18 protein-coding genes and 1 pseudogene are annotated in these 19,705 nt (G+C 66.6%); 14 read left to right on the top strand and 5 right to left on the bottom strand.

Going from position 1 to position 19,705, the window contains the following annotated elements:
* The first annotated feature begins 358 nt into the window (after nt 1–358).
* The 12 genes from WS69_RS09790 (at nt 359) to WS69_RS09735 (ending at nt 10,800) form a co-directional block, all read left to right on the top strand.
* Complete coding sequence (locus WS69_RS09790) at nt 359–919, top strand: RNA polymerase sigma factor (protein ID WP_059470586.1); 561 nt, start codon at nt 359–361, stop codon at nt 917–919.
* Nucleotides 916–1,341 carry a DUF3619 family protein gene (locus WS69_RS09785; RefSeq protein WP_059470585.1) on the top strand — a complete coding sequence of 142 codons (426 nt, stop codon included), beginning with the start codon at nt 916–918 and terminating at the stop codon, nt 1,339–1,341. The genes WS69_RS09790 and WS69_RS09785 overlap by 4 nt, the downstream gene beginning before the upstream one ends.
* A gap of 30 nt (nt 1,342–1,371) precedes the next feature.
* Nucleotides 1,372–2,118 (top strand): DUF3106 domain-containing protein, encoded by a 747-nt coding sequence (locus WS69_RS09780; RefSeq protein WP_059470584.1) that lies wholly within the window; start codon nt 1,372–1,374, stop codon nt 2,116–2,118.
* Nucleotides 2,119–2,124: 6 nt separating this feature from the next.
* Nucleotides 2,125–2,631 (top strand): RDD family protein, encoded by a 507-nt coding sequence (locus WS69_RS09775; RefSeq protein ID WP_059470583.1) that lies wholly within the window; start codon nt 2,125–2,127, stop codon nt 2,629–2,631.
* Between the two features lie 90 nt (nt 2,632–2,721).
* Nucleotides 2,722–3,660 carry a UDP-2,3-diacylglucosamine diphosphatase gene (locus tag WS69_RS09770; RefSeq protein ID WP_059470582.1) on the top strand — a complete coding sequence of 313 codons (939 nt, stop codon included), beginning with the start codon at nt 2,722–2,724 and terminating at the stop codon, nt 3,658–3,660.
* Between the two features lie 21 nt (nt 3,661–3,681).
* Complete coding sequence (locus WS69_RS09765; RefSeq protein WP_059470581.1) at nt 3,682–4,716, top strand: glycosyltransferase family 4 protein; 1,035 nt, start codon at nt 3,682–3,684, stop codon at nt 4,714–4,716.
* An 8-nt stretch (nt 4,717–4,724) separates the two neighbouring features.
* A complete protein-coding gene (locus WS69_RS09760) occupies nt 4,725–5,261 on the top strand; it encodes a diacylglycerol kinase (protein ID WP_059470580.1) in 537 nt (178 codons plus the stop codon).
* A 240-nt stretch (nt 5,262–5,501) separates the two neighbouring features.
* The gene (locus WS69_RS09755; protein ID WP_059470579.1) at nt 5,502–6,221 is read left to right on the top strand and encodes a TetR/AcrR family transcriptional regulator; all 720 of its coding nucleotides are present in this window, start codon (nt 5,502–5,504) and stop codon (nt 6,219–6,221) included.
* Complete coding sequence (locus WS69_RS09750; protein ID WP_059470578.1) at nt 6,218–6,805, top strand: TIGR00730 family Rossman fold protein; 588 nt, start codon at nt 6,218–6,220, stop codon at nt 6,803–6,805. The genes WS69_RS09755 and WS69_RS09750 overlap by 4 nt, the downstream gene beginning before the upstream one ends.
* 204 nt (nt 6,806–7,009) lie before the next feature.
* On the top strand, nt 7,010–7,768 hold the full coding sequence (locus WS69_RS09745) for an SDR family oxidoreductase (RefSeq protein ID WP_059470577.1): 759 nt from the start codon (nt 7,010–7,012) through the stop codon (nt 7,766–7,768).
* A 378-nt stretch (nt 7,769–8,146) separates the two neighbouring features.
* Nucleotides 8,147–10,069 (top strand): ArnT family glycosyltransferase, encoded by a 1,923-nt coding sequence (locus tag WS69_RS09740; RefSeq protein WP_059470626.1) that lies wholly within the window; start codon nt 8,147–8,149, stop codon nt 10,067–10,069.
* A 140-nt stretch (nt 10,070–10,209) separates the two neighbouring features.
* The gene (locus WS69_RS09735; protein ID WP_231747108.1) at nt 10,210–10,800 is read left to right on the top strand and encodes a LysR family transcriptional regulator; all 591 of its coding nucleotides are present in this window, start codon (nt 10,210–10,212) and stop codon (nt 10,798–10,800) included.
* 95 nt (nt 10,801–10,895) lie between these two features.
* On the opposite strand, the gene WS69_RS09730 is transcribed toward WS69_RS09735, so the two are convergent.
* From WS69_RS09730 to WS69_RS09710, 5 genes are all read right to left on the bottom strand, one after another.
* A complete protein-coding gene (locus WS69_RS09730; protein WP_059470576.1) occupies nt 10,896–12,218 on the bottom strand; it encodes an MFS transporter in 1,323 nt (440 codons plus the stop codon).
* Between the two features lie 145 nt (nt 12,219–12,363).
* The gene (locus tag WS69_RS09725) at nt 12,364–13,758 is read right to left on the bottom strand and encodes an amidase (protein WP_059470575.1); all 1,395 of its coding nucleotides are present in this window, start codon (nt 13,756–13,758) and stop codon (nt 12,364–12,366) included.
* Nucleotides 13,759–13,989: 231 nt separating this feature from the next.
* Nucleotides 13,990–14,631, bottom strand: coding sequence for a DUF924 family protein (locus WS69_RS09720; protein ID WP_059470574.1), 642 nt, complete (start codon nt 14,629–14,631; stop codon nt 13,990–13,992).
* Nucleotides 14,628–15,359, bottom strand: a complete 732-nt coding sequence (locus tag WS69_RS09715) for an alanyl-tRNA editing protein (protein WP_059470573.1) — start codon at nt 15,357–15,359, stop codon at nt 14,628–14,630. The genes WS69_RS09720 and WS69_RS09715 overlap by 4 nt, the downstream gene beginning before the upstream one ends.
* 514 nt (nt 15,360–15,873) lie before the next feature.
* Nucleotides 15,874–17,427 (bottom strand): Fic family protein, encoded by a 1,554-nt coding sequence (locus WS69_RS09710; RefSeq protein ID WP_059470572.1) that lies wholly within the window; start codon nt 17,425–17,427, stop codon nt 15,874–15,876.
* 438 nt (nt 17,428–17,865) lie between these two features.
* On the opposite strand from WS69_RS09710, the pseudogene WS69_RS09705 reads away from it, so the two are divergent.
* A pseudogene (locus tag WS69_RS09705) lies at nt 17,866–18,589 on the top strand (type IV toxin-antitoxin system AbiEi family antitoxin domain-containing protein).
* Between the two features lie 100 nt (nt 18,590–18,689).
* Nucleotides 18,690–19,397 (top strand): RNA polymerase sigma factor, encoded by a 708-nt coding sequence (locus WS69_RS09700; protein ID WP_156438054.1) that lies wholly within the window; start codon nt 18,690–18,692, stop codon nt 19,395–19,397.
* Nucleotides 19,398–19,705 lie beyond the last annotated feature (308 nt).

Raw genomic sequence — 19,705 nt, 5'->3', positions numbered from 1 at the left:
AAATTGATCGGGTGCTCTCTGCTGGGCTTGTGGCTCAGGTTCAAGCGGCGCGTCCAGTTGAAAGGCGGGCTTCATGGGCCAGCCTCAAATGTGACCATCACTTATGTTGCGAACTGGCAACGATAGCGGGTCCCCGACAGGCGGTCAAGCGGAAAATCCCGCGGCGCATCAATCCTCCTGCCGAAGCGAACGCGAACGTCCCGCCGAGGCCCGCGGCGAACCGCCACGCGCGCCCGTTTCTGCGGCCTGACAGCCCGATCAGGATGCCGTCGACGGCGAAATTTGTTAGCATCCGCGGGTTTTACGAAATTTTTCCGATCTTTTCACGCCGCAAGAACGCAGCGCAGACCTTCACGGAATGGCATCAGACAAGGAACTCGCGGACTTTCTGGCGGGCGTCGAAAGGCGCGCGTTCAAGCAGGCTGCTTACGCGGTGCGCGACGACGACGCGTCGCTCGACATCGTGCAGGATGCGATGATCCGGCTCGCGGAGAAGTACGGCGACCGCGCGGCCGCCGAGCTGCCGCTGCTTTTTCAGCGGATCCTTCAGAACGCGATCCACGACCATTTCCGCAGACAAAAGGTGCGCAACACCTGGGTCAGCCTGTTCTCGTCGCTGAACAATACCGACGACGAAGATTTCGACCCGCTGGAGACGCTCGAATCGGCGGACGGCGGCGGTGTCGAGAGCAGCGAGACGCGGCTCGAGCGCGAGCAGGTGCTCGCCCTCATCGACCATGAAATCCAGAAGCTCCCGGCGCGTCAACGGGAAGCCTTCCTGATGCGTTATTGGGAGGATATGGATGTCGCCGAGACAGCCGCCGCCATGGGGTGCTCAGAAGGCAGCGTCAAGACGCACTGCTCCCGAGCCACTCACGCACTGGCGGCCGCGCTCAAGGCCAAAGGAATCACGCTATGAGCTCCGCTCCCGCAACGAAAGAAGAAACCGATTTCGCCTTCAAGGTGCGTCGCGCGCTCGACGAGCGCGCGACCGCGCTGCCCGCCGCGACGACGGAGCGGCTCGCCGCCGCGCGTCGCGCCGCGCTCGCCCGCAAGAAGCCCGACGCCGCGATCGTGCTCGTGCCGGCGCTCGCCGGCAACGCCGGCACGCTCGAGCTGCGCCCGTCTGCCGAACCGCGCCGCAAGTCGCTCGCGCGCCGGCTGATCCGCGCGTGGCCGCTCGCGCTGCTGCTCGCGGGGCTCGTCGGCATCGCGTACTGGGAAGACATGCAGCGCACGGCCGAGCTCGCGGACATCGACGCGGCGATGCTGAGCGACAACCTGCCTCTCACCGCGTATCTCGACCACGGGTTCAACGCGTATCTGTCGCACACTCACTAACGCCAACGCATCAAGAAGAGGAACGCACGGGTGAGTCAAAAACGGGGATTGGCTGTCTTTTTCGGTTGCGTGATCGCGCTCATCGTCGCGTACGCCGCCACCTACCCGCGCTTTCACCCACAACCGGCCGCGGTGGCGGCGGCGAGCGCACCGGCGATCGCGTCGGCCGCGATCGCCCTCACGACCGACTTCCCGGCGCTGCCGCCGTCGAGCCCGCTGTCCTGGGCGCGCCTCACGCCGCCGCAGCGCGTCGCGCTCGCGCCGTTCGCGAATCAATGGGATTCGTTCAGCGACGAGCGCAAGCGCAAATGGCTGAAGATCGCGGCGCGCTTCCCGAAGATGTCGTCTGAAGCGCAAAAGCGCCTGCAGGAACGGATGACCGAGTGGGTCCGCATGACGCCCGAGCAGCGCCGCGTCGCACGCGAGAACTACCTGGTGTCGAAGGATCTGTCCGCGCAGGCTCGCGAGAAAGCCTGGAAGGCTTACCAAGAGCTGTCGCCCGAGCAGAAGGAGAAGCTCGCGGCGGCCGAGCGCCGGCGCCGGCCGACCGTCGTCAGCGCGCCGCCCACCGGCAAGACCGACCGCGACGTCAACCGGCTCGTCAACGCGCACGACCGTCATCCGGCGAGCGCGGCCGCCGCGAGCATCGCGCCGCCCGCCGCCAGCGCGCCCGCCGCGGCGCCCGCTCCGGCATCGACGACGACGGGCGCCGTCACGCCGGCCGTGCCCACGCCCGTCTCGCCGTCCGAGGCGCCGTCACTCTTCAACGGTTCGTAAACGGCCGTGACGGCGCCCGCGATTCCGTCCGAGCCGCCGCCGAGTGTGCGCCGCCGGCTCGCCGCGCTCGTCTACGAAAGCCTGCTGCTGTTCGGCGTCGTGTTCTTTGCCGGCCTCGCGTTCGGCGTAACGCTCCACCAGCGCAACGGCCTCGACCATCACAATCTGCTCGCCGCGTGGATCGCGGCCGTCGTCGGCGTTTATTTCGTCTGGTTCTGGACGCACGGCGGCCAGACGCTGCCGATGAAGACCTGGCGGCTGCGCATCGAAACCGCGCGCGGCGCGCCGCTGTCGGTCGGCCGGGCGATCGTCCGCTACGCGCTCGGCTGGCTGTGGTTCCTGCCGCCCCTCGCGCTGCACCCGCTCGCGGGCTTCTCCGTGCCGCGCACGCTCGCGGCCGCGACCGCCTGGTTCGCGCTGTGGTCGCTCGCCGCGCGACTGCACCCGACGCGCCAGTTCCCGCACGATCGCCTCGCCGGCACCCGCATCGTCGCCGCGCCCCGCCACGGCTGATTCCCCGTAATAAGAACGTCTCGTGACTGTCACGGCACAGTCACGCCCGCATGGCGCAATGCCGATAACCTCAATCGGCGCGAGTCATGCATGGGCCAGAAAAAGTCCGCGACCTCCTTCTTTCGTGATCCTGCTGGCCTGCACGCCGCCAGCGCCTTCCTGTCCGGCTCCGCAGCGAGCGAAGTGCTCGCGCCGGCCCGTCCTCCCGCCGCGAGCGCCACGCGGCACGACGACCACGAGCCCGCCACGCACCACTACCGGACGATCTGGCTGTCGGACATCCACCTCGGCACGAGCGGCTGCCAGGCCGGGTATCTGCTCGACTTTCTCAAGCACAACGAATCGGAATACCTGTACCTCGTCGGCGACATCATCGATGGCTGGCAGCTCAGAAAGGGCTGGTACTGGCCGCAAGCGCACAACGACGTCGTTCAGAAGATCCTGCGCAAGGCGCGCAAAGGCACGCAGGTCGTGTACATCCCCGGCAACCACGACGAAGCCGCGCGCCAGTTCTGCGATCTCGCGTTCGGCGAGATCCACGTGCGCGGCGAGGCGTTCCATACGACGCTGTCGGGCAAACGTTTGTGGGTCGTCCATGGCGACCTGTTCGACGGCGTGATCCAGCACGCGAAGTGGCTCGCCTATCTCGGCGACACGCTGTACACGCTGATCCTCGTGCTGAACCGCTGGTTCAACCGGATCCGCAGCCGCTTCGGCTTTCAGTACTGGTCGCTGTCGCAATACCTGAAGCACCAGGTGAAGAACGCCGTGAACTTCATTTCGTCGTTCGAAGCGGTGATGACCGACGAAGCGCGTCGCCGCGGCTGCGACGGCGTCGTCTGCGGCCACATCCACAAGGCCGAGATCCGCGACATCGACGGCGTGCTCTATTGCAACGACGGCGACTGGGTCGAGAGCCTGTCCGCGCTCGTCGAGACGATGGAGGGCGAACTGAGGGTCGTCTACTGGACCGTGCTGCACACGCCGCCCGCCGCGCAATCGCGCAAGACGAAAGCCGCCACCGCCTGACCTCCGAAAGGATTGCCTGCGATGAAAATCATGATCGTCACCGATGCGTGGGAGCCGCAAGTCAACGGCGTCGTGCGCACGCTGAAGAGCACCGCGCGCGAGCTCATCGCGCTCGGCCACCGCGTCGAGCTCGTCACGCCGCTCGAGTTCCGCACGGTGCCGTGCCCGACCTATCCCGAAATCCGCCTGTCGATCCTGCCGTACAGGCGGCTGCGCGAGCGCCTGAACGCGTTCGAGCCGGACGCGCTGCACATCGCGACGGAAGGCCCGCTCGGCCTCGCCGCGCGCCGCTACGCGCGCGCCCGCAAGCTGCCGTTCACGACCGCGTACCACACGCGCTTTCCGGAATACGTGCAGGCGCGCTTCGGCGTTCCGCTGTCGGCGACCTACCGTTTCCTGCGCTGGTTCCACGGCGCGTCGCTCGCGGTGATGGCGCCGACGCCCGTCGTCAAGAGCGACCTCGAGCAATACGGCTTCGACAACGTCGTGCTGTGGACGCGCGGCGTCGATCTCGACGTCTTCCGGCCGATGGAGTCGAAGGTGCTCAACACCGTGCGGCCGATCTTCCTGTATGTCGGCCGCGTCGCGATCGAGAAGAACGTCGAGGCGTTCCTGAAGCTCGACCTGCCCGGCTCGAAGTGGGTCGCGGGCGAAGGGCCCGCGCTCGCCGAGCTCAAATCGCGCTATCCTGAGGCCAATTACCTCGGCGTGCTGACTCAGGCGGAGCTCGCCAAGGTATACGCCGCCGCCGACGTGTTCGTGTTCCCGAGCCGCACCGACACCTTCGGGCTCGTCCTGCTCGAGGCGCTCGCGTGCGGCACGCCCGTCGCCGCGTACCCGGTCACGGGGCCCGTCGACGTGCTCGCCGACGGCGGCGCGGGTGCGATGAACGACGACCTGCGCGAAGCGTGCCTCGAGGCGCTGAAGATCGACCGGCGGCATGCGCGCGCCTGGGCCGAGCGCTACTCGTGGCTCGCGGCGTCCGAGCAGTTCGCATCGCACCTGAAGCCGCTGCCGAAAACCGCCTGTCCACACACCGAAGGCGCAGCCGTTTGAAACCAGCCATGCGCGCGAAAGCGCCCCCGACCCATTCGCCGCGGAGGCCGGCCGCACGTGCGGCCGCCGCGCACCCTGTCCACGTTCCGTTCCCTTCGTCTGAAACGCACGAGCCGCACGAGCCGCTCGGCCCGGACGATCCGCTCGCGCTGCCGCACAATCCGTACAAGGGCAATCGCGGCCTGATGCGCGCGTGGCATGCGCTCAAGAACTCGTACAACGGCTTTCGCGTCGCGATCCGCGAAGAAAGCGCGTTCCGTCAGGAGCTCACGCTCGCGGCAATCATGCTGCCGATCGCGGCGTTCGTGCCGGTCGAGCCGGCGTCGCGCGCGCTCCTCATCGGCACCGTGCTCCTCGTGTTGATCGTCGAGCTGCTGAACTCGAGCGTCGAGACGGCGATCGACCGGATCTCGCTCGAACGCCACGAGCTGTCGAAGCGCGCGAAGGATCTCGGCAGCGCGGCCGTCACGGTCGCACTCTGCGCGTGCCTGACGACCTGGGGCCTCATACTCGGCCCGCTCGTCTGGCACCGGCTCGCCGGCTAGGCGCATCGCGGCAGCCGACGTCCGGCCGGCCCCCGCCGCGACTCGCGCCGCTTGACCCGCCTCTTGTGTGCGACGCAACACCGCCGGGTATGCCCCGATGACGAAATACGCCGGACGCGCAAGGTAGCGGTTTATAATCGGCCGACAGCCTTCAACACAGCAACCCGAGCCGGACTACGATTCACGCAGCAAGCAACATTGGCAGCGCCCGCCAGTCCGGCAAACACAGGGCCGGACGACATGGAAGCGAAACCCCCCCGCCGCACGCGCGAACGGATTCTTGAGTTGTCGTTGAAACTCTTCAACGAGATCGGCGAGCCGAACGTCACGACAACGACGATCGCCGAGGAAATGGAAATCAGCCCAGGCAACCTGTACTACCATTTCCGCAACAAAGACGACATCATCAACAGCATCTTCGCGCAGTTCGAACAGCAGATCGAACGGCGCCTGCGTTTTCCCGAGGATCATCGGCCGACGATCGACGAAACGTGGTCGTACCTGCAGTACATGGCCGACTTCATGTGGACCTACCGTTTCCTCTATCGCGACCTGAACGATCTGCTCGCGCGCAACCGCACGCTCGAGACGCACTTCAAGCAGATCATCAGCCACAAGGTGCGCTTCGCGCGCGAGATGTGCGAGCTGCTCGCGGCCGACGGCGAGCTCGTCGCGACGCCTGCCGAGATCGAGGTGATCGCGACCAACATGGCCGTGATCGCCACCTACTGGCTGTCGTATCAATACGTGATGCACCCGCGCAAGTACAACGACCAGGACGCGATCCGCGAGGAGCTGCACCAGGTCAGCATGCACGTGATCTCGGTGATCGCGCCGTATCTGCGCGGCCGCTCGCGGCAGATCTTCGACGATCTCGTGTCCGGCAAGCTGCCGAAGCGCGAGTTCCACGACTTCCTGCCGCCGCGCGACGGTTCGCCGCGCAAGGATACGAAGCAATGAAGGCCGTCTGCGTCTATTGCGGCTCGGCCAACGGCGTCAAGCCCGTCTATACGGAAGCGGCGCGCGCGTTCGGCCGCGTGCTCGCGCAATCCGGCCTCACGCTCGTCTACGGCGGCGGGCGCGTCGGCCTGATGGGCGTGATCGCCGATGAGGTGATCACCGCCGGCGGGCGGGCGATCGGCGTCATCACGGAGTTGCTCTTCGACAAGGAAGTCGGCCACACCGGCTTGACCGAGCTGCACGTCGTGCCCGACATGCATCATCGGAAGAAGATGATGGCCGAGCTCGCCGACGCGTTCGTCGCGATGCCGGGCGGCGCGGGCACGCTCGAAGAGTTTTTCGAGGTCTACACGTGGGCGCAGCTCGGCTATCATCGCAAGCCCGTCGCGCTCTACAACGTCGACGCGTTCTACGAGCCGCTCATCACGCTCCTCAAGCACACGGTCGACGAAGGCTTCATGCAGCGTACGTACTTCGATGCGCTGTGCATCGACGCGGTCCCCGGCGCGCTCATCGATCAGCTCGTCCAGTATCGTCCGCCCGCGCGCGACAAATGGACGTTCCTGTCCGAACAGGAATCCTGAGCCGCCGCGATGGATCGCGGACGCGCGCCGCGATCCGGCATGCTGCCTCGCACCGCTTCTCCTGATGCACGCGCCGCGCTTCGCGCGCCGGTCTCGTCTTCCGCGTCGACCGGCGGCGTCGCGCAGTTGCCGCGCAGTCTCCGCTTTCCCGCCGTTCCTCTTTTTCGCCCGAACGCGCATTCCGCCCGGGCCGAGGTTCAAGCAATGACGAACACGCCGCCCAAGGTCGTCCTCATCACCGGCGCGAGCCGCGGCATCGGCCGCGCGACCGCGCTGCTCGTCGCTGCGCGCGGCTGGTCAGTCGGCGTCAATTACGCGCACGACGCGAACGCCGCCGAAGCGACCGCCGACGCGGTGCGCGCCGCGGGCGGGCAAGCGTGCGTCGTGCGCGGCGACGTCGCGAACGAAGCCGACGTGATCGGCATGTTCGACGCGGTGCGGTCCGCGTTCGGCCGACTCGACGCGCTCGTCAACAACGCGGGAATCGTCGCGCCGTCGCTGCCGCTCGCCGACATGGACGTCGCGCGCCTGACACGCGTGTTCGACACCAACGTGCTCGGCGCGTATCTGTGCGCGCGCGAGGCCGCGCGGCGGCTGTCGACCGATCGCGGCGGCGCGGGCGGCGCAATCGTCAACGTGTCGTCGATCGCCGCGCGGCTCGGCTCGCCGAACGAATACGTCGATTATGCGGGCTCGAAGAGCGCGGTCGACACGCTGACGCTCGGTCTCGCGAAGGAACTCGGCTCGCACGGCGTGCGCGTGAACGCGGTGCGCCCGGGCCTCATCGCGACCGAGATCCATGCGAGCGGCGGCCAGCCCGGCCGCGCCGAGCGGCTGGGCGCACAGACACCGCTCGGTCGCGCGGGCGAAGCCGACGAGGTAGCCGAAGCGATCGTCTGGCTGCTGAGCGACGCGGCGTCGTACGTGACGGGCGCACTGCTCGACGTCGGCGGCGGGCGCTGACGCCCGCGCACGCTGCACCTTCGCTCGCCGAGCGACGAGCGGCAAGGCCATCTCCATTCATTCGGGCTTCGAACGATTTCACGCGCTCGCCTGTGCGCTCGGGCCGCCAATCGTCGTTTTTTCACATCGACCGCCGCACAATGCGGGCCTGACACGATCTGCGACACGAAAGCCCGCCGTATCGGCCACACAAAACTTCACAATTCTCCGAAATATTTAGCGTTTCATAACAATTTTCGTAAACGTTCGTAATAATCTCGTGGTCTACTAACGCCCATTGCGACGTATGCCGTCGCACGCCCGTCATCCGCCCCCTCGCGGTCACGAAATCGGCCGAACCCACGCAGCTTGGCCCGCACATACGAAGAGATCAACCAGATGCAGGGAAATGCAACGCCCGGCGGCCGGCACGCGCCCGGCTCGGCGCATCACGTCCGCCCATCGGAAGCCAATTCGCCGACGCCGTCCGCCGCGGCGCTCGCCGTCCGTGCACCGAGCGCTGCGGGCGCAGCAGGCGGCCGTGCCGCGGATGCGCGCGGAACGTCGTCCGTCGCCCGCGCGCCGCTCGCCGGGCTGCGCGCATGGCTCGTCGCCGCGGCCGTGCTGTGCGCATATCTGCTGCCGGGCGTCCTCGGCCACGATCCGTGGAAGCAGGACGAGACCTACACGTTCGGCATCATCCAGCACATGCTCGAAAGCGGCGACTTCGTCGTGCCGACCAACGCGGGGCAGCCGTTCCTCGAAAAGCCGCCGTTGTACGACTGGGTCGCCACTGGCCTCGCGTGGCTCTTTTCCCGCTACCTGCCGCTACACGACGCAGCGCGGCTCGCGAGCGCCCTCTTCGCCGCGCTCGCGTTCGGCTTCGCCGCGCGCGCCGCCCGCATCGCGACCAGCGCGACGCGCTGGCTCGAACTGCCGGTGATCGGCACCGTCGCGCTGTACGCGGGCTCGCTCATCGTCATCAAGCATTCGCACGATCTGATGACCGACGTCGCGTTGATGGCGGGCACGGCGATGGGATTTTGCGGACTGCTCGAACTCGTGATCCGGCACGCCGGCAGCGCGAACGGCGCCAACGCCATGCACCGCGCGCCCGCGAACCGCTTCGCGGCGCCGCTCTTCGGCTTGGGCGTCGGCGTCGCATTGATGTCGAAGGGGCTGTTCGTGCCGCTCGTGTTCGGCGCGACCGTCGTCGCGACGCTCGTCCTCTATCCGGCCTGCCGCAGCCGCGCGTTCTTCCGCTCGCTCGCCGTCGCCGCGCTCGTGTGCGCGCCGTTCGCGCTGATCTGGCCGACCGCGCTGTTCTTGCGCTCGGAATCGCTGTTCCTCGTCTGGTTCTGGGAAAACAACGTCGGCCGCTTCTTCGGCTTCTCGGTGCCGACGCTCGGCGCCGAAAACGACAAACCGCTCTTCATCTGGCGCGCGCTGCTGACGGTCGGCTTCCCGGTCGCCCCGCTCGCACTCGTCGCGCTCACGCGCGGCCTCTGGCGCGAGTGGCGCGCGCCGGGCGTCGCGCTGCCGCTCGCGTTCGCGGGAATCGGGATGGCCGTGCTGCACATTTCCGCGACATCGCGGCAACTGTACGTCCTGCCGTTCATCGCGCCGCTCGCGCTGGTCGCCGCACAGGCGATTCCGCGCCTGCCCCAGCGGCTGCACACCGCGTGGGACTATGCGAGCCGGCTGCTGTTCGGCGCGGTCGCGGCGCTCGCATGGGTCGTCTGGTCGCTGATGTCCGATCACAACGGCCCGCGCGCCGCCCTGCAATGGCTCGGCCGCTGGCTGCCGCTCGACTGGACGATGCCGATCGAGCCCGCGCTCGTGCTGTCGGCGCTCGCGATCACGATCGGCTGGGTCGGCCTGCTGCCGTCGCTGCGGCTCGCGGGCAAATGGCGCGGTGCGCTGTCGTGGGCGATGGGCGCGCTCGTCGCGTGGGGGCTCATCTACACACTGCTGCTGCCTTGGCTCGACGTCGCGAAGAGTTATCGTTCGGTGTTCGAAGATCTGAACCGCCAGCTTGCGCTCGAATGGAACGACGGCGACTGCATGGCGAGCGTCGATCTCGGCGAGTCGGAAGCGCCGATGCTCTACTACTTCTCGGGCATCCGGCACCAGCCCGTCGCGCAACCGAACGCAAGCGCTTGCACGTGGCTCATCGTGCAAGGCACGCGCGCGAACCCGCCCGCGCTCGACGGCGAATGGAAGCCGTTCTGGTCCGGCGCGCGTCCGGGCGACGAGCAGGAAATGCTGCGCGTCTACGTTCGCACGCCGACGCCGCCCGCCGCGACCCGCCTCCGTCCGTAATGCCCGCGTGTGCGCGACGCCTTCGCCGCGCACCGTCTCTCCTCCATTTGCGCGGCGCCTGCCGCGTCCTATGCTGCTCCGGTTCGCGCCGTCCGTGCGTCGCACCCGTTCGTGCCCGCGTCTGCCGGTCCGGTACGGGAATGGCTCCGCCCATTGGTCGGCTCTTTCTTGCGCTTACCCAACCGGACGGCCCCACGCAACTTCGCACATTCCGCTACTTTCAGGAATTCGCGCACTGCGCGTCGCTGCGCAAAGCGCCCGAGCAGCCGCACGTCGCGCCGACCGCGATCAACCGGCAGATCGAGCAACTGGAACACCATTTTGGCGCACCTTTGCTCGAACGCGGACCGCGCGGCATTCGCTTGACCGCCGAAGGCGAATTCGTCGCCGAGCGCATCGGCACGGTGCTGCGCGAGATCGGCGAAGTGAAGACGATGATCTCGGAGCGGCGCAATCTCGAAACGGGATCGGTTTCGGTCTATGCGTCGGAGGAGATCGTGTCTGGACTGCTCACGCCCGTTCTCGCCGACTTCACGCGGCGCTCGCGCATCCGCTTCGACATCGCCGTCGCGAGCGCACGGCACACGCTCGACACGCTCTGCCAGGGCCGCGCGAACCTCGACGTCGGCTTCTGTCCACCGCATCGGGCGGGCGTCGAGAAATTCGAAACTGTCGATGTGTGGCAGCGCGCGCTTGTGTCGTCGACACATCCGACACAAAGCGCCGCGTAGCGCCCGGCGCGCGCGAGTCCATCGAGTCGTCGGTATTTCATTTGGATTCCGATGTGACTGGAAGCGATCAAGAGCGGAACACGATGGATTGCGCGCTAACGCGCGGCGCGCCGGGCCGGCCAGGTCTCGACGGCGAACCAGCCTGCCGCGATGCAGATCGCATTCGCGACGAGCAGGTAGCCCGTCGGCGCCACAGGATTGCCGGTGCTGCCGATGAGCCAGGTGACGATGCTTTGCGCGGTGCCGCCGAACAGCGACACCGCGACCGCGTAGACGATCGAGAATCCGGTCGAGCGCACCCGCCGCGGGAAGCTCTCGGCGATCAGCACGATGAGCGCCGCGCCGCTCATGCCGTGCAGGCCGGACAGCACGGTCAGCGTGACGAGGAAAACGGCGGGCGTCGGGTGCGACACGATCAGTTGCAGCGCCGGGAAAATCAGCAGCAACAGCAGCACGCGCGGCCAGATCAGGACCGCGCGGCGTCCGAAGCGATCCGATAGACTGCCGCCGGCGAGCGAGCACACCGCGAGCGCCGCGCCCGTCGCGAGCGTTGCGAGCATCGCGACGCCGCCCGGCAGATGCAGCTCGGTCAACGCGAACGTCGTCATGTAGTTGAGGAAGTACTGCGTGATCGTGCTGCCGAGCAGGATCATCAGGCCGATCGCGATCGGCCGCCGATGCCGCGCGTTCAGTTCGCGCAGGATCTCGCGCGTCGAGCCATACGCGCCGTGCGCATCGATCGTGTCGGACAGCCGGCGGCGGATGTAGATGCCGATCGGCAGCGCCAGCAGGCCGAACACGAACGGCACGCGCCAGCCCCATGCATACAGATCGGCCTCTGACAGCGAAACCGTCAGCACGTAGCCCGCGAGCCCCGCCGCGACCGCTGCGAAGCCCTGCGTCGCGACCTGCCAGCACGCATATGCGCCGCGCCTGTCCGGCGGCGCCGCCTCGAGAATGTAGGTCGTCGCGGGCCCGGCTTCGCCGCCCCACGCGAGCCCCTGGATCAGCCGCGTGACGACGAGCAGGATCGGCGCGGCCACGCCGATCGTCTCGTATCCCGGCAGCACCGCGATCGCGCCCGTGCCGGCCGCCATCATCACGAGCGTCAGCATCATCGCGGGCTTGCGGCCCGCCCGGTCCGCGTACGCGCCGATCACGAGCGCGCCGAACGGCCGCACGACGAAGCCGAGCCCGAACACGGACACCGACAGCAAAAGGCTCGTGAACGCGCTCTTCGACGGGAAGAACGTGTGGCCGATCATCACCGCGAAAGTCGCATAGGTGCCGAAGTCGAAGAACTCGACCGCGTTGCCGAGCGCGACCGCCGCGACGTTGCGGCGTGCGTCGGCTTGCGTCGCGGCCGGGCCGGTCTCGGCAGGCATCGGCCGATAGGCGGGTTCCAGTAGATCTTCCATGGCGAGTCCTCGATCGAAGCGACGACGATACCGGGCGCCGGCGCGACGCAAGCGATGTCCGCCACCGGGCTGGATGCAGTGTCAGGGTGATAGGCGAAAAATCGACGGAACGCGCAGAGCGCGCAAACGCGCGTGCGCAACTGCGTTAGTGAGGCGGCGCGGGCCAGCGCGGCATCGCGCCGCGCCAGTTCTCGTACGCCTTGCCGAGCTGCAGCACGAGGCGGTCGGCAAAGCGCGGTCCGACGATCTGCAGGCCGATCGGCATCCCGTTGCGCGCAAAGCCGCAGTTGATCGACAGCGCCGGTTGCTCGCCCATGTTCCACGGAACCGTGAACGCGATGTGCTCGAACGGCCGCGTCGGGTCTTGAGTCGGCCCCGCCCATTCGGCCGGGAAGCCGGCGACGACGTTGGTCGGCGACAGCACCGCGTCGACCGACTGGAACAGCCGCGCGGCGGCCGCGCGCATCTCGAACGTCGCGCCGAAGCCGCGCACCGCGTCGACGCCGGACACCGACGCGCCCTGCCCCGCCCATGCGAGGATGTACGGCAGGATGCGCTCGCGCGCCGCGTCGGGCAGGCGTTCGAGGTCGGCCCATAGCCGCGCACGCCAGAAACGGTCGAGTCCGTCGAGCATCCCGCGCGACACGACCGGCGGCGCCGCGACGATCCGCGCGCCGTGCGCGGCGAAGCACTCGGCCGCCGTCTCGACCGCCGCGACGATCTCCGGTTCCGGCGCGATCCCGCAGCCGGCGTCGAGCATCAGGCCGATCCGCATGCCCTTCACGTCGGCGGGTGCGATCGACCAGTCGATCGTCTCGGGCGGCAGACTCGTCGCGTCGCGCCAGTCCGGGCGCGACAGGAAGCGCATCAGCAGCGCGGTGTCATCGAGCGTGCGCGTCATCGGCCCCGCGCAGCGGCCCGTGTAGTACGGATCGATCGGAATCCGTCCGTTCGACGGCTTGAAGCCGACGATCCCGCACCAGCCGGCCGGCAGCCGGATCGACCCGCCGATGTCGGTGCCGACGTGCAGCGGCCCGTAGCCCGCGGCCGCGGCCGCGGCCGCCCCGCTGCTCGATCCGCCCGGATTGAGATCGAGCCGCCACGGGTTGCGCGTGATGCCGTACAGGCTCGACAGCCCCGACGACAGCATCGCGTAATCGGGCACCGCCGTCTTGCCGATCACGACCGCGCCCGCCTCGCGCAGCCGCATCGCGGCGGGCGCGTCGACGGTTGCGGGCGGCGCGTCGGCGGCCGCGGCCGAGCCTTGCGCGACCGGATCGCCCTGCGTCGCGATCAGCTCCTTGATCGTCACTGGCACGCCGTCGATCTCGCTCAACGGCGCGCCCGCCGCCCAGCGGCGCGTCGACGCGAGCGCCTGCGCGCGCACGCGCTCCGGATCGAAGCGGCACAGCGCGTTCAGATGCGGCTCCCAGCGCGCAATGTGGTCGAGCAGCGCGTCCGCGTAATCGGCGGGCGTCACGCTGCGGGTCTTGAACAGTTCGGCAAGCGAGCAGGCGGTCAGGTCGAGCAGCTCGGACATGGATTCGGCCTCGCAAGGTTGGAGACGGGCGGCCACGCCGGCTTCGGCGGTCGCCCCTCGTCGGTGGAACTCACGATAGCAACACAAAAAACGGCGACGGATAGCGCGATTGATATCGGACGACGCACACATCTTTCGAGCACTCGCGGCGGCCCGCCGCATGCGCGAAGACGCCGTGCCAGCGCGCCGAGCGCACATCCGGAGCGGCCGCGCTGGCACGGCCGAACCTGCTTAGAACGACGAGCCGGGCTCCTTCAGGAATGCGATTTCCTCGTCGGTGGACGACCGGCCGAGGATCGCGTTCCGATGCGGAAAGCGCCCGAAGCGCTCGATCACGACCGCGTGGCGCAGCGCGTAATCGTGGTAGCCGGCGCAACCCGCCTCGTCCTTGATCCGTGCGCAGAGGCGCACCGCTTCGCGCTGGCTGTCGGGCGACTCGTCGTGCTCGAACGGCAGATACGCGAACGCACGGTGATGGCCCGTCGGCAGCGCGCGGTCGCCGCCCGACGCGACGAGCGCTTTCGCGTGCGCGAGCGCTGCGCGATCGGCCGCGAACGCGAGCGGCGTGCCACGGTGGATGTTGCGCGAGAACTGGTCGAGCACGACGATGAGCGCAAGCGCGCCGAGCGGCGTGCGCGTCCATGCGTCGAGCTCGCCCGCCGTCGCCGCGTCGACGAGCGCGCCGAACCGCTCGCGCAATTGCGCGTCGAGCGCCGGACCGCCGCTGAACCATATCTTGCGCGCCGTGCCGAACGCCGGATCGCCGGGCGCGCCGAACCAGAAGCCGAGCACGTCGCGCGCGCGCGGGTCGAGCGCCGCGTCGTCGTGAGCGGCGGCGTCGTGCGCGCCGCCTCGCGCGTGCAGCGCCGTCATGCGAGCTCCAGCACGAGGCGGCGCGTGCGCGCGCTCTTCTTCTCGAGCTTCGCGACGCGCAGCCCGCCGATCTCCGCCGTGCTGCGCACGTGCGTGCCACCGCACGGCTGCAGGTCGATGCCGCCGATCCGCAGCAGCCGCACGCGCCCGAGTCCCATCGGTGGCTTCACGCTCATCGTCCGCACGAGGTCCGGACGCGCCGCCATCTCGTCGTCGGTGATCCACTCGGTCGTCACCGGATGCGAGCCGCCGACGAGCTCGGCCAGGCGCGCGTCGACGAACGCGCGGTCGATCGGCTCGACCGTCGCGAAATCGATCCGCGCGTAGTCGGCGGTCACGCTGCAGCCGTCGACCGGATACGGCAGCACCGCGCACAGCAGATGGCTCGCCGTGTGCAGCCGCATCCGGCGGTGCCGCAGCGTCCAGTCGATTTCGGCGACGACCGCGTCGCCCGGCTTCACGTTCGCCGCGAGCGCCTCCTGCCCCGGCGCGAGCACGTGCACCGCGTCGTCGGGCGTCGCGCCTTCGAACTTCGCCTTGCGCGTGTCGGCGACGGCGAGCGTCGCGCCGCCCGGCAGCGTCAGCGTGCCGCTGTCGCCCGCCTGGCCGCCGCCGAGCGGATAGAACACGGTTCGATCGAGGTGGATGCCGGCTTCGTCGACGGCGGTGACGACCGCGTCGCAGTGCGTCAGATAAGCGTCTTCGCGAAAGAGGGCTTGGGTGGCCATGGGGCGTCTCGGATGTCGTTATGGGTGATCGGAAGCGATCAGTATGCGGTGCGCCACGCGCGCCGCGACAGGCGCAATTGCGCGCGGCGCGCACGGAAGCGTACCGGAATTTCAACCGGGACGGTTTCGCATCCTGCTGCTCTGAATACCACTTACTGTTAGCATGACCTAAGCTACTGTATTTTAACGATTTTATTAAACTAACAAACCCTTGCTGGCACATTTGTCCGCTAGGTGTCTTGGCTTTGTCTATCGTTAGGTTACATATCTACGGCGAAGTTAGAGGGGGTGCAGGGGGAGATCATATGTAAGCGGTCGCGAGCCGACGACATCGCTCGGTTACTACCGCATCGCTTGGCACCCGCCGTTGCCTGATCGCCGCTAGCCAGCTTGCTCCCGTGCCATCGCCAGGCGCTTACACCACGTCTGCCGGCAGGCTCAGTCGGTCAGACCGATGCCAGTATTGCCGGTGCGAAGCACCCTACTCACATGTGTGCGGGGGCGTGATCGCACTTCATGCGCGCTCCACTGACCACTGCGCCATCTCTTCCGCAAGGAACTTTGCCAGCGGGCGGATTTCCCCGTGTACGCTCGCTTGCTCAAGGGATTTCATGTATTCGGCACGCCGGCTCACTCGAACCACCGTCCACGGATACCCGCCGGAGGCGAGGAGCACGTTCATCAGGAACCGGCCGATGCGTCCGTTCCCGTCAAAGTACGGGTGGATGAACACAAAGAGGTGATGTCCGAGTACTGCGCGCACGGCGGGATGCGTCTCTGCCCTGATCAGTTCAAACAACACTTCGAGGCTGTCGAGGATCGCATCGCGCGGTACCGGGGTGTGCATCGAGTTGCGGATGAAGATCGGGCCGGTGCGATAGCCAGCCAGCTGGTGCGTCGCGAGTATGCCCGCCTTCACCGATGGTCCAAAGAGTTCCGCGTACCAGGTGTGGTGGTCGCGCTCCACGACATCGCCCACGTTTTCGCCGGCAAAGAGTTGCCCGATACTCGTCTTGACCGCTTGGAACGTCTGGTAGTAACCGCGTGCCGCCAGCGCGTTCTTGGTTTTGAGATGCTCGGGATCGCCGTCAGGGTCCCAGTCGCCCCGCGCGACCCGCTCGATCAGCTCGTCCGTGACCTGGTAGCCTTCGATGGAGAGGGAGTTGTAGGCGTCAGAGACATAACGCTCGTCGACGTCTGCCAGATAGGCCCCCGCATCCTGCGCGACGCCGGGCGGCGCGGGAAACTCCTCGATCACGGCCGTGCGCCATCTCGCCCACATAGACTGCAACCTGAGGACGTACGGGGACCGCTCGCGGCTTGGCAGGAGCGACGGCTCCTCGCGCTCGAACGGGTTGAGCGGCTTGATGGGTGTGCCCGCCGCAGCGAAGCTGTCGACGATGCGCTTAGCCTCGTTGGGCCGCTTCATGAACTCGAACGCGCCCGCCAGCCGCTCTGCCGCCGCCTTCTTGCCACCGTCCGCGAGAAGCGTGGTGAGGACCTCGCTCGCGCCACGCACCAGCGAGAGAGCGATCTCGGCATCGGCCGCATTGTTCACGAAGAACTGTGGGCCGACCATGCACAACGCCTCGGCTATCGGCCACACCTGCAGGCCTCGGGCCTCGACGCGCGAATTGGGAACCCGCTTTTCGTCCGCGTAGACCGCCAGCGACGTGTTGGACGGCAAAGTAAGGACTGTCGAGCCGCCTTCCTTGGCGACGGCGTACACCTGCCCCGGAATGGTGGTATTGCCGGTGTGCAGCAGCAACGACGCTTCGGGATTTAGGCAGTAACGTTTGTTGAACCGCTTGCCGAGATAACGCGCGATGAACGCCCAGTACGTGGCGTACCAGATCGTCGACTCGCCGTCCGCCTCCGCGGGGTTGCTGCAGAAATACCAGCCCTTCATGGCTGGACGCAAAAAACCGGTGTCGACGAGGAGTATGCGCTGCTCGTCCGTCAAATCGGTGTGCTCGACGACACCCTGATGCTTGTCCTGCAGCCGCTTGAGTGTTCTGAGCGCCGCGGCGAGCTTGGCGGGCGGTTTTGTCTGGGAAGAGGAAGCCATGGGTGACGCTGTGGTGTGGTGTTGCCGCGAAATTTACTTTGGGATAAGCCTAGATTTTACTTTGACTTGCCTGGATCGTTTACTTTGACTTGTCGTCATCATTTACTTTGACATGCAATCAAGACCCGCATGTAACTATATGATATGCCGTAAAAAGTGTGGATTCAAGCGTTCCTAATGTGACTCCTCTTTTTGGAGAAATCTCATGCGAAAACAAGCGAGATTTCCGGGACAGCGGAACGTCAAAACTGGCGGGTAAGCTGGTCAGATCGTCCTCAAATTCCCTTCGGCCGAGGCAAGCGCGACATCTGCCCCCCCAAAGATAGCGCCCGTCGCAAAGTCACTGCCACGGCAGCAATCGTGGCGCGTTAATAAATTACAAATAATCAAACAATCTCGCATATATTGCATCCAGACAACGCAAACGCCCTCGTCCAGATGAGGAACAAGACAGTCCAGCGACTCCTGCAAGAAAGCCGGCGCGGCTACCCGATTGATTCCGGCATGCTCAGGGACATGGGGGTGAGTGCCGCGCTCGCGGCGCATATGGTCAAATCCGGCTGGCTGCAGTGTCTCTCGCAGGGGTCTACCTTTTGACCGGCGACACGCCATCAAGAGACGGCTCGATCGCCTATCTGGGCCGACGCATACCCGGCCTTCACGTCGGTGGCAAAACGGCCCTTTCCTGGCAGGGCGTATGCCACAACATCACCTTCCGGGAAAAAGTCGCCTTATGGGGACAGAAATCGTACCGCATCCCTCCATGGGTGGCGAAACACCTGAGCTACTTGTATCAGACTACCCCCTCTTCGACGGCGATTTTCCTTACGGGAAGGGCCTGAAACCGCTTCCGGCCGGCGACCCTGGGGTACTGGTTTCCGTGCCCGAGCGAGCCATCCTGGAGCTCGCCAGCGACATCGGGAAGGGACAATCGATGGAGGAAGCGAGCAACCTGATGGTCCGCTTGCGCAATCTGCGCCCCGACGTGCTGGACGAGTTTTTGAGCCACTGCAAACGGGTGAAGGTCGTAAGGCTCGTGCGCGACCTCGGACTGGAGGCCGATTTTTCATGGGCGCGAGACCTTCAGAAGCATGTTGACCGTCTTGGCGCCGGGAAAAGATGGTCGAACAAAAACGGCCGGCTAACACTCAACCCACGATGAACGAGAAAGTCCCCACACCACTACTATTGGGCCGCGCCACGAATAACCATATCGCGGGCATGGCTTCTTGCTTTTTCCGGCTCTCGCCTCGGTTTGATAGATGAAAGGGGTCGATGCACACAGCTATGTAGGAAACCATATGCGAACTCGCGACTCGGCCCATGAGGCCGAACTGAAACAGATTGCGGCTCTCCCGGAAGAGCAACTGCTACGCCGCATCCAGCTGGACCACACCGAGGTCGGGCATGTCCCGTCCGAGGTGCTCGCCACCATCGTGCGCACGCACTTCGGACGGGCGGCGGGGGTGATCGCGGCTGCGGTGGCGATGCTCAATCGGCGGATCCAGCTGATCGTTGGCAAGCGCTGGCAGGGAGCGAAGGATCGGCCGGAGGTTGAGCGCCGGGGCGGTCAAGCGTTCACTGATGCTATTGACTACATTTGGCTCAAGTTCTTCGAGGACAAAGCGCCTCTGTCGAACGCGGAAGTCCGCTTCGGCGTATTCGTGCGAGACCGATTGGACGATTTTTTGCGCCACCTGCGCACCGAAATGAATAGTATGGACTCGGTGGATGGCATGCAGGAGGCTCACGAAGGCGCCGCGATTCTCGAAGGGCTTGAGGATCCGGATGGAGAGTCGCCCGAAGAAGCGCTGGAGAAAAAGCAGCTCAGCGCTGCGGCCGTTAAGGCTTTGATGAACCTGCCAAGACAGGAACGAGATGCCTTCTACTTCCGTGCCGAGCTGAGGTACGAGTGGAAGCAGGTCGCCCAGCTACTACGATGCTCGGTGCCCACGGCACGCAGTCGCTAACGGCCGCGACATCGAGCGTAAGTCCGGTATCTACGGCAGGCAGCACGTCGGGCAGTTCGATGACACTCAGCGAGTTCGATACTTACGCAAAGTGCCCCCTCCAGCATCTTTACCGATATGAATTAGGGCTCCCGACGGCCGTTGTCAAGGACGTGTCGGTGCGCGCACAAATGGCAATTTCACAGGCATTGCGCACCTGGCCTCGGGACATCGCACCCGCTGCGGCTGAACGTAAGCGATCGATGAACCACGCACTGTTCGTGTGAAGCTAGAGCGGCGACGATTGTGTCCACTTGAACGAGGAGGTG

It is taken from the genome of Burkholderia sp. BDU5 (assembly GCF_001522845.1).
Classification (GTDB): Bacteria; Pseudomonadota; Gammaproteobacteria; order Burkholderiales; family Burkholderiaceae; genus Burkholderia; species Burkholderia mayonis.
The sequence above is the reverse complement of the archived record's forward strand: the minus strand, read 5'-3'. Positions and strand labels throughout refer to the sequence as shown.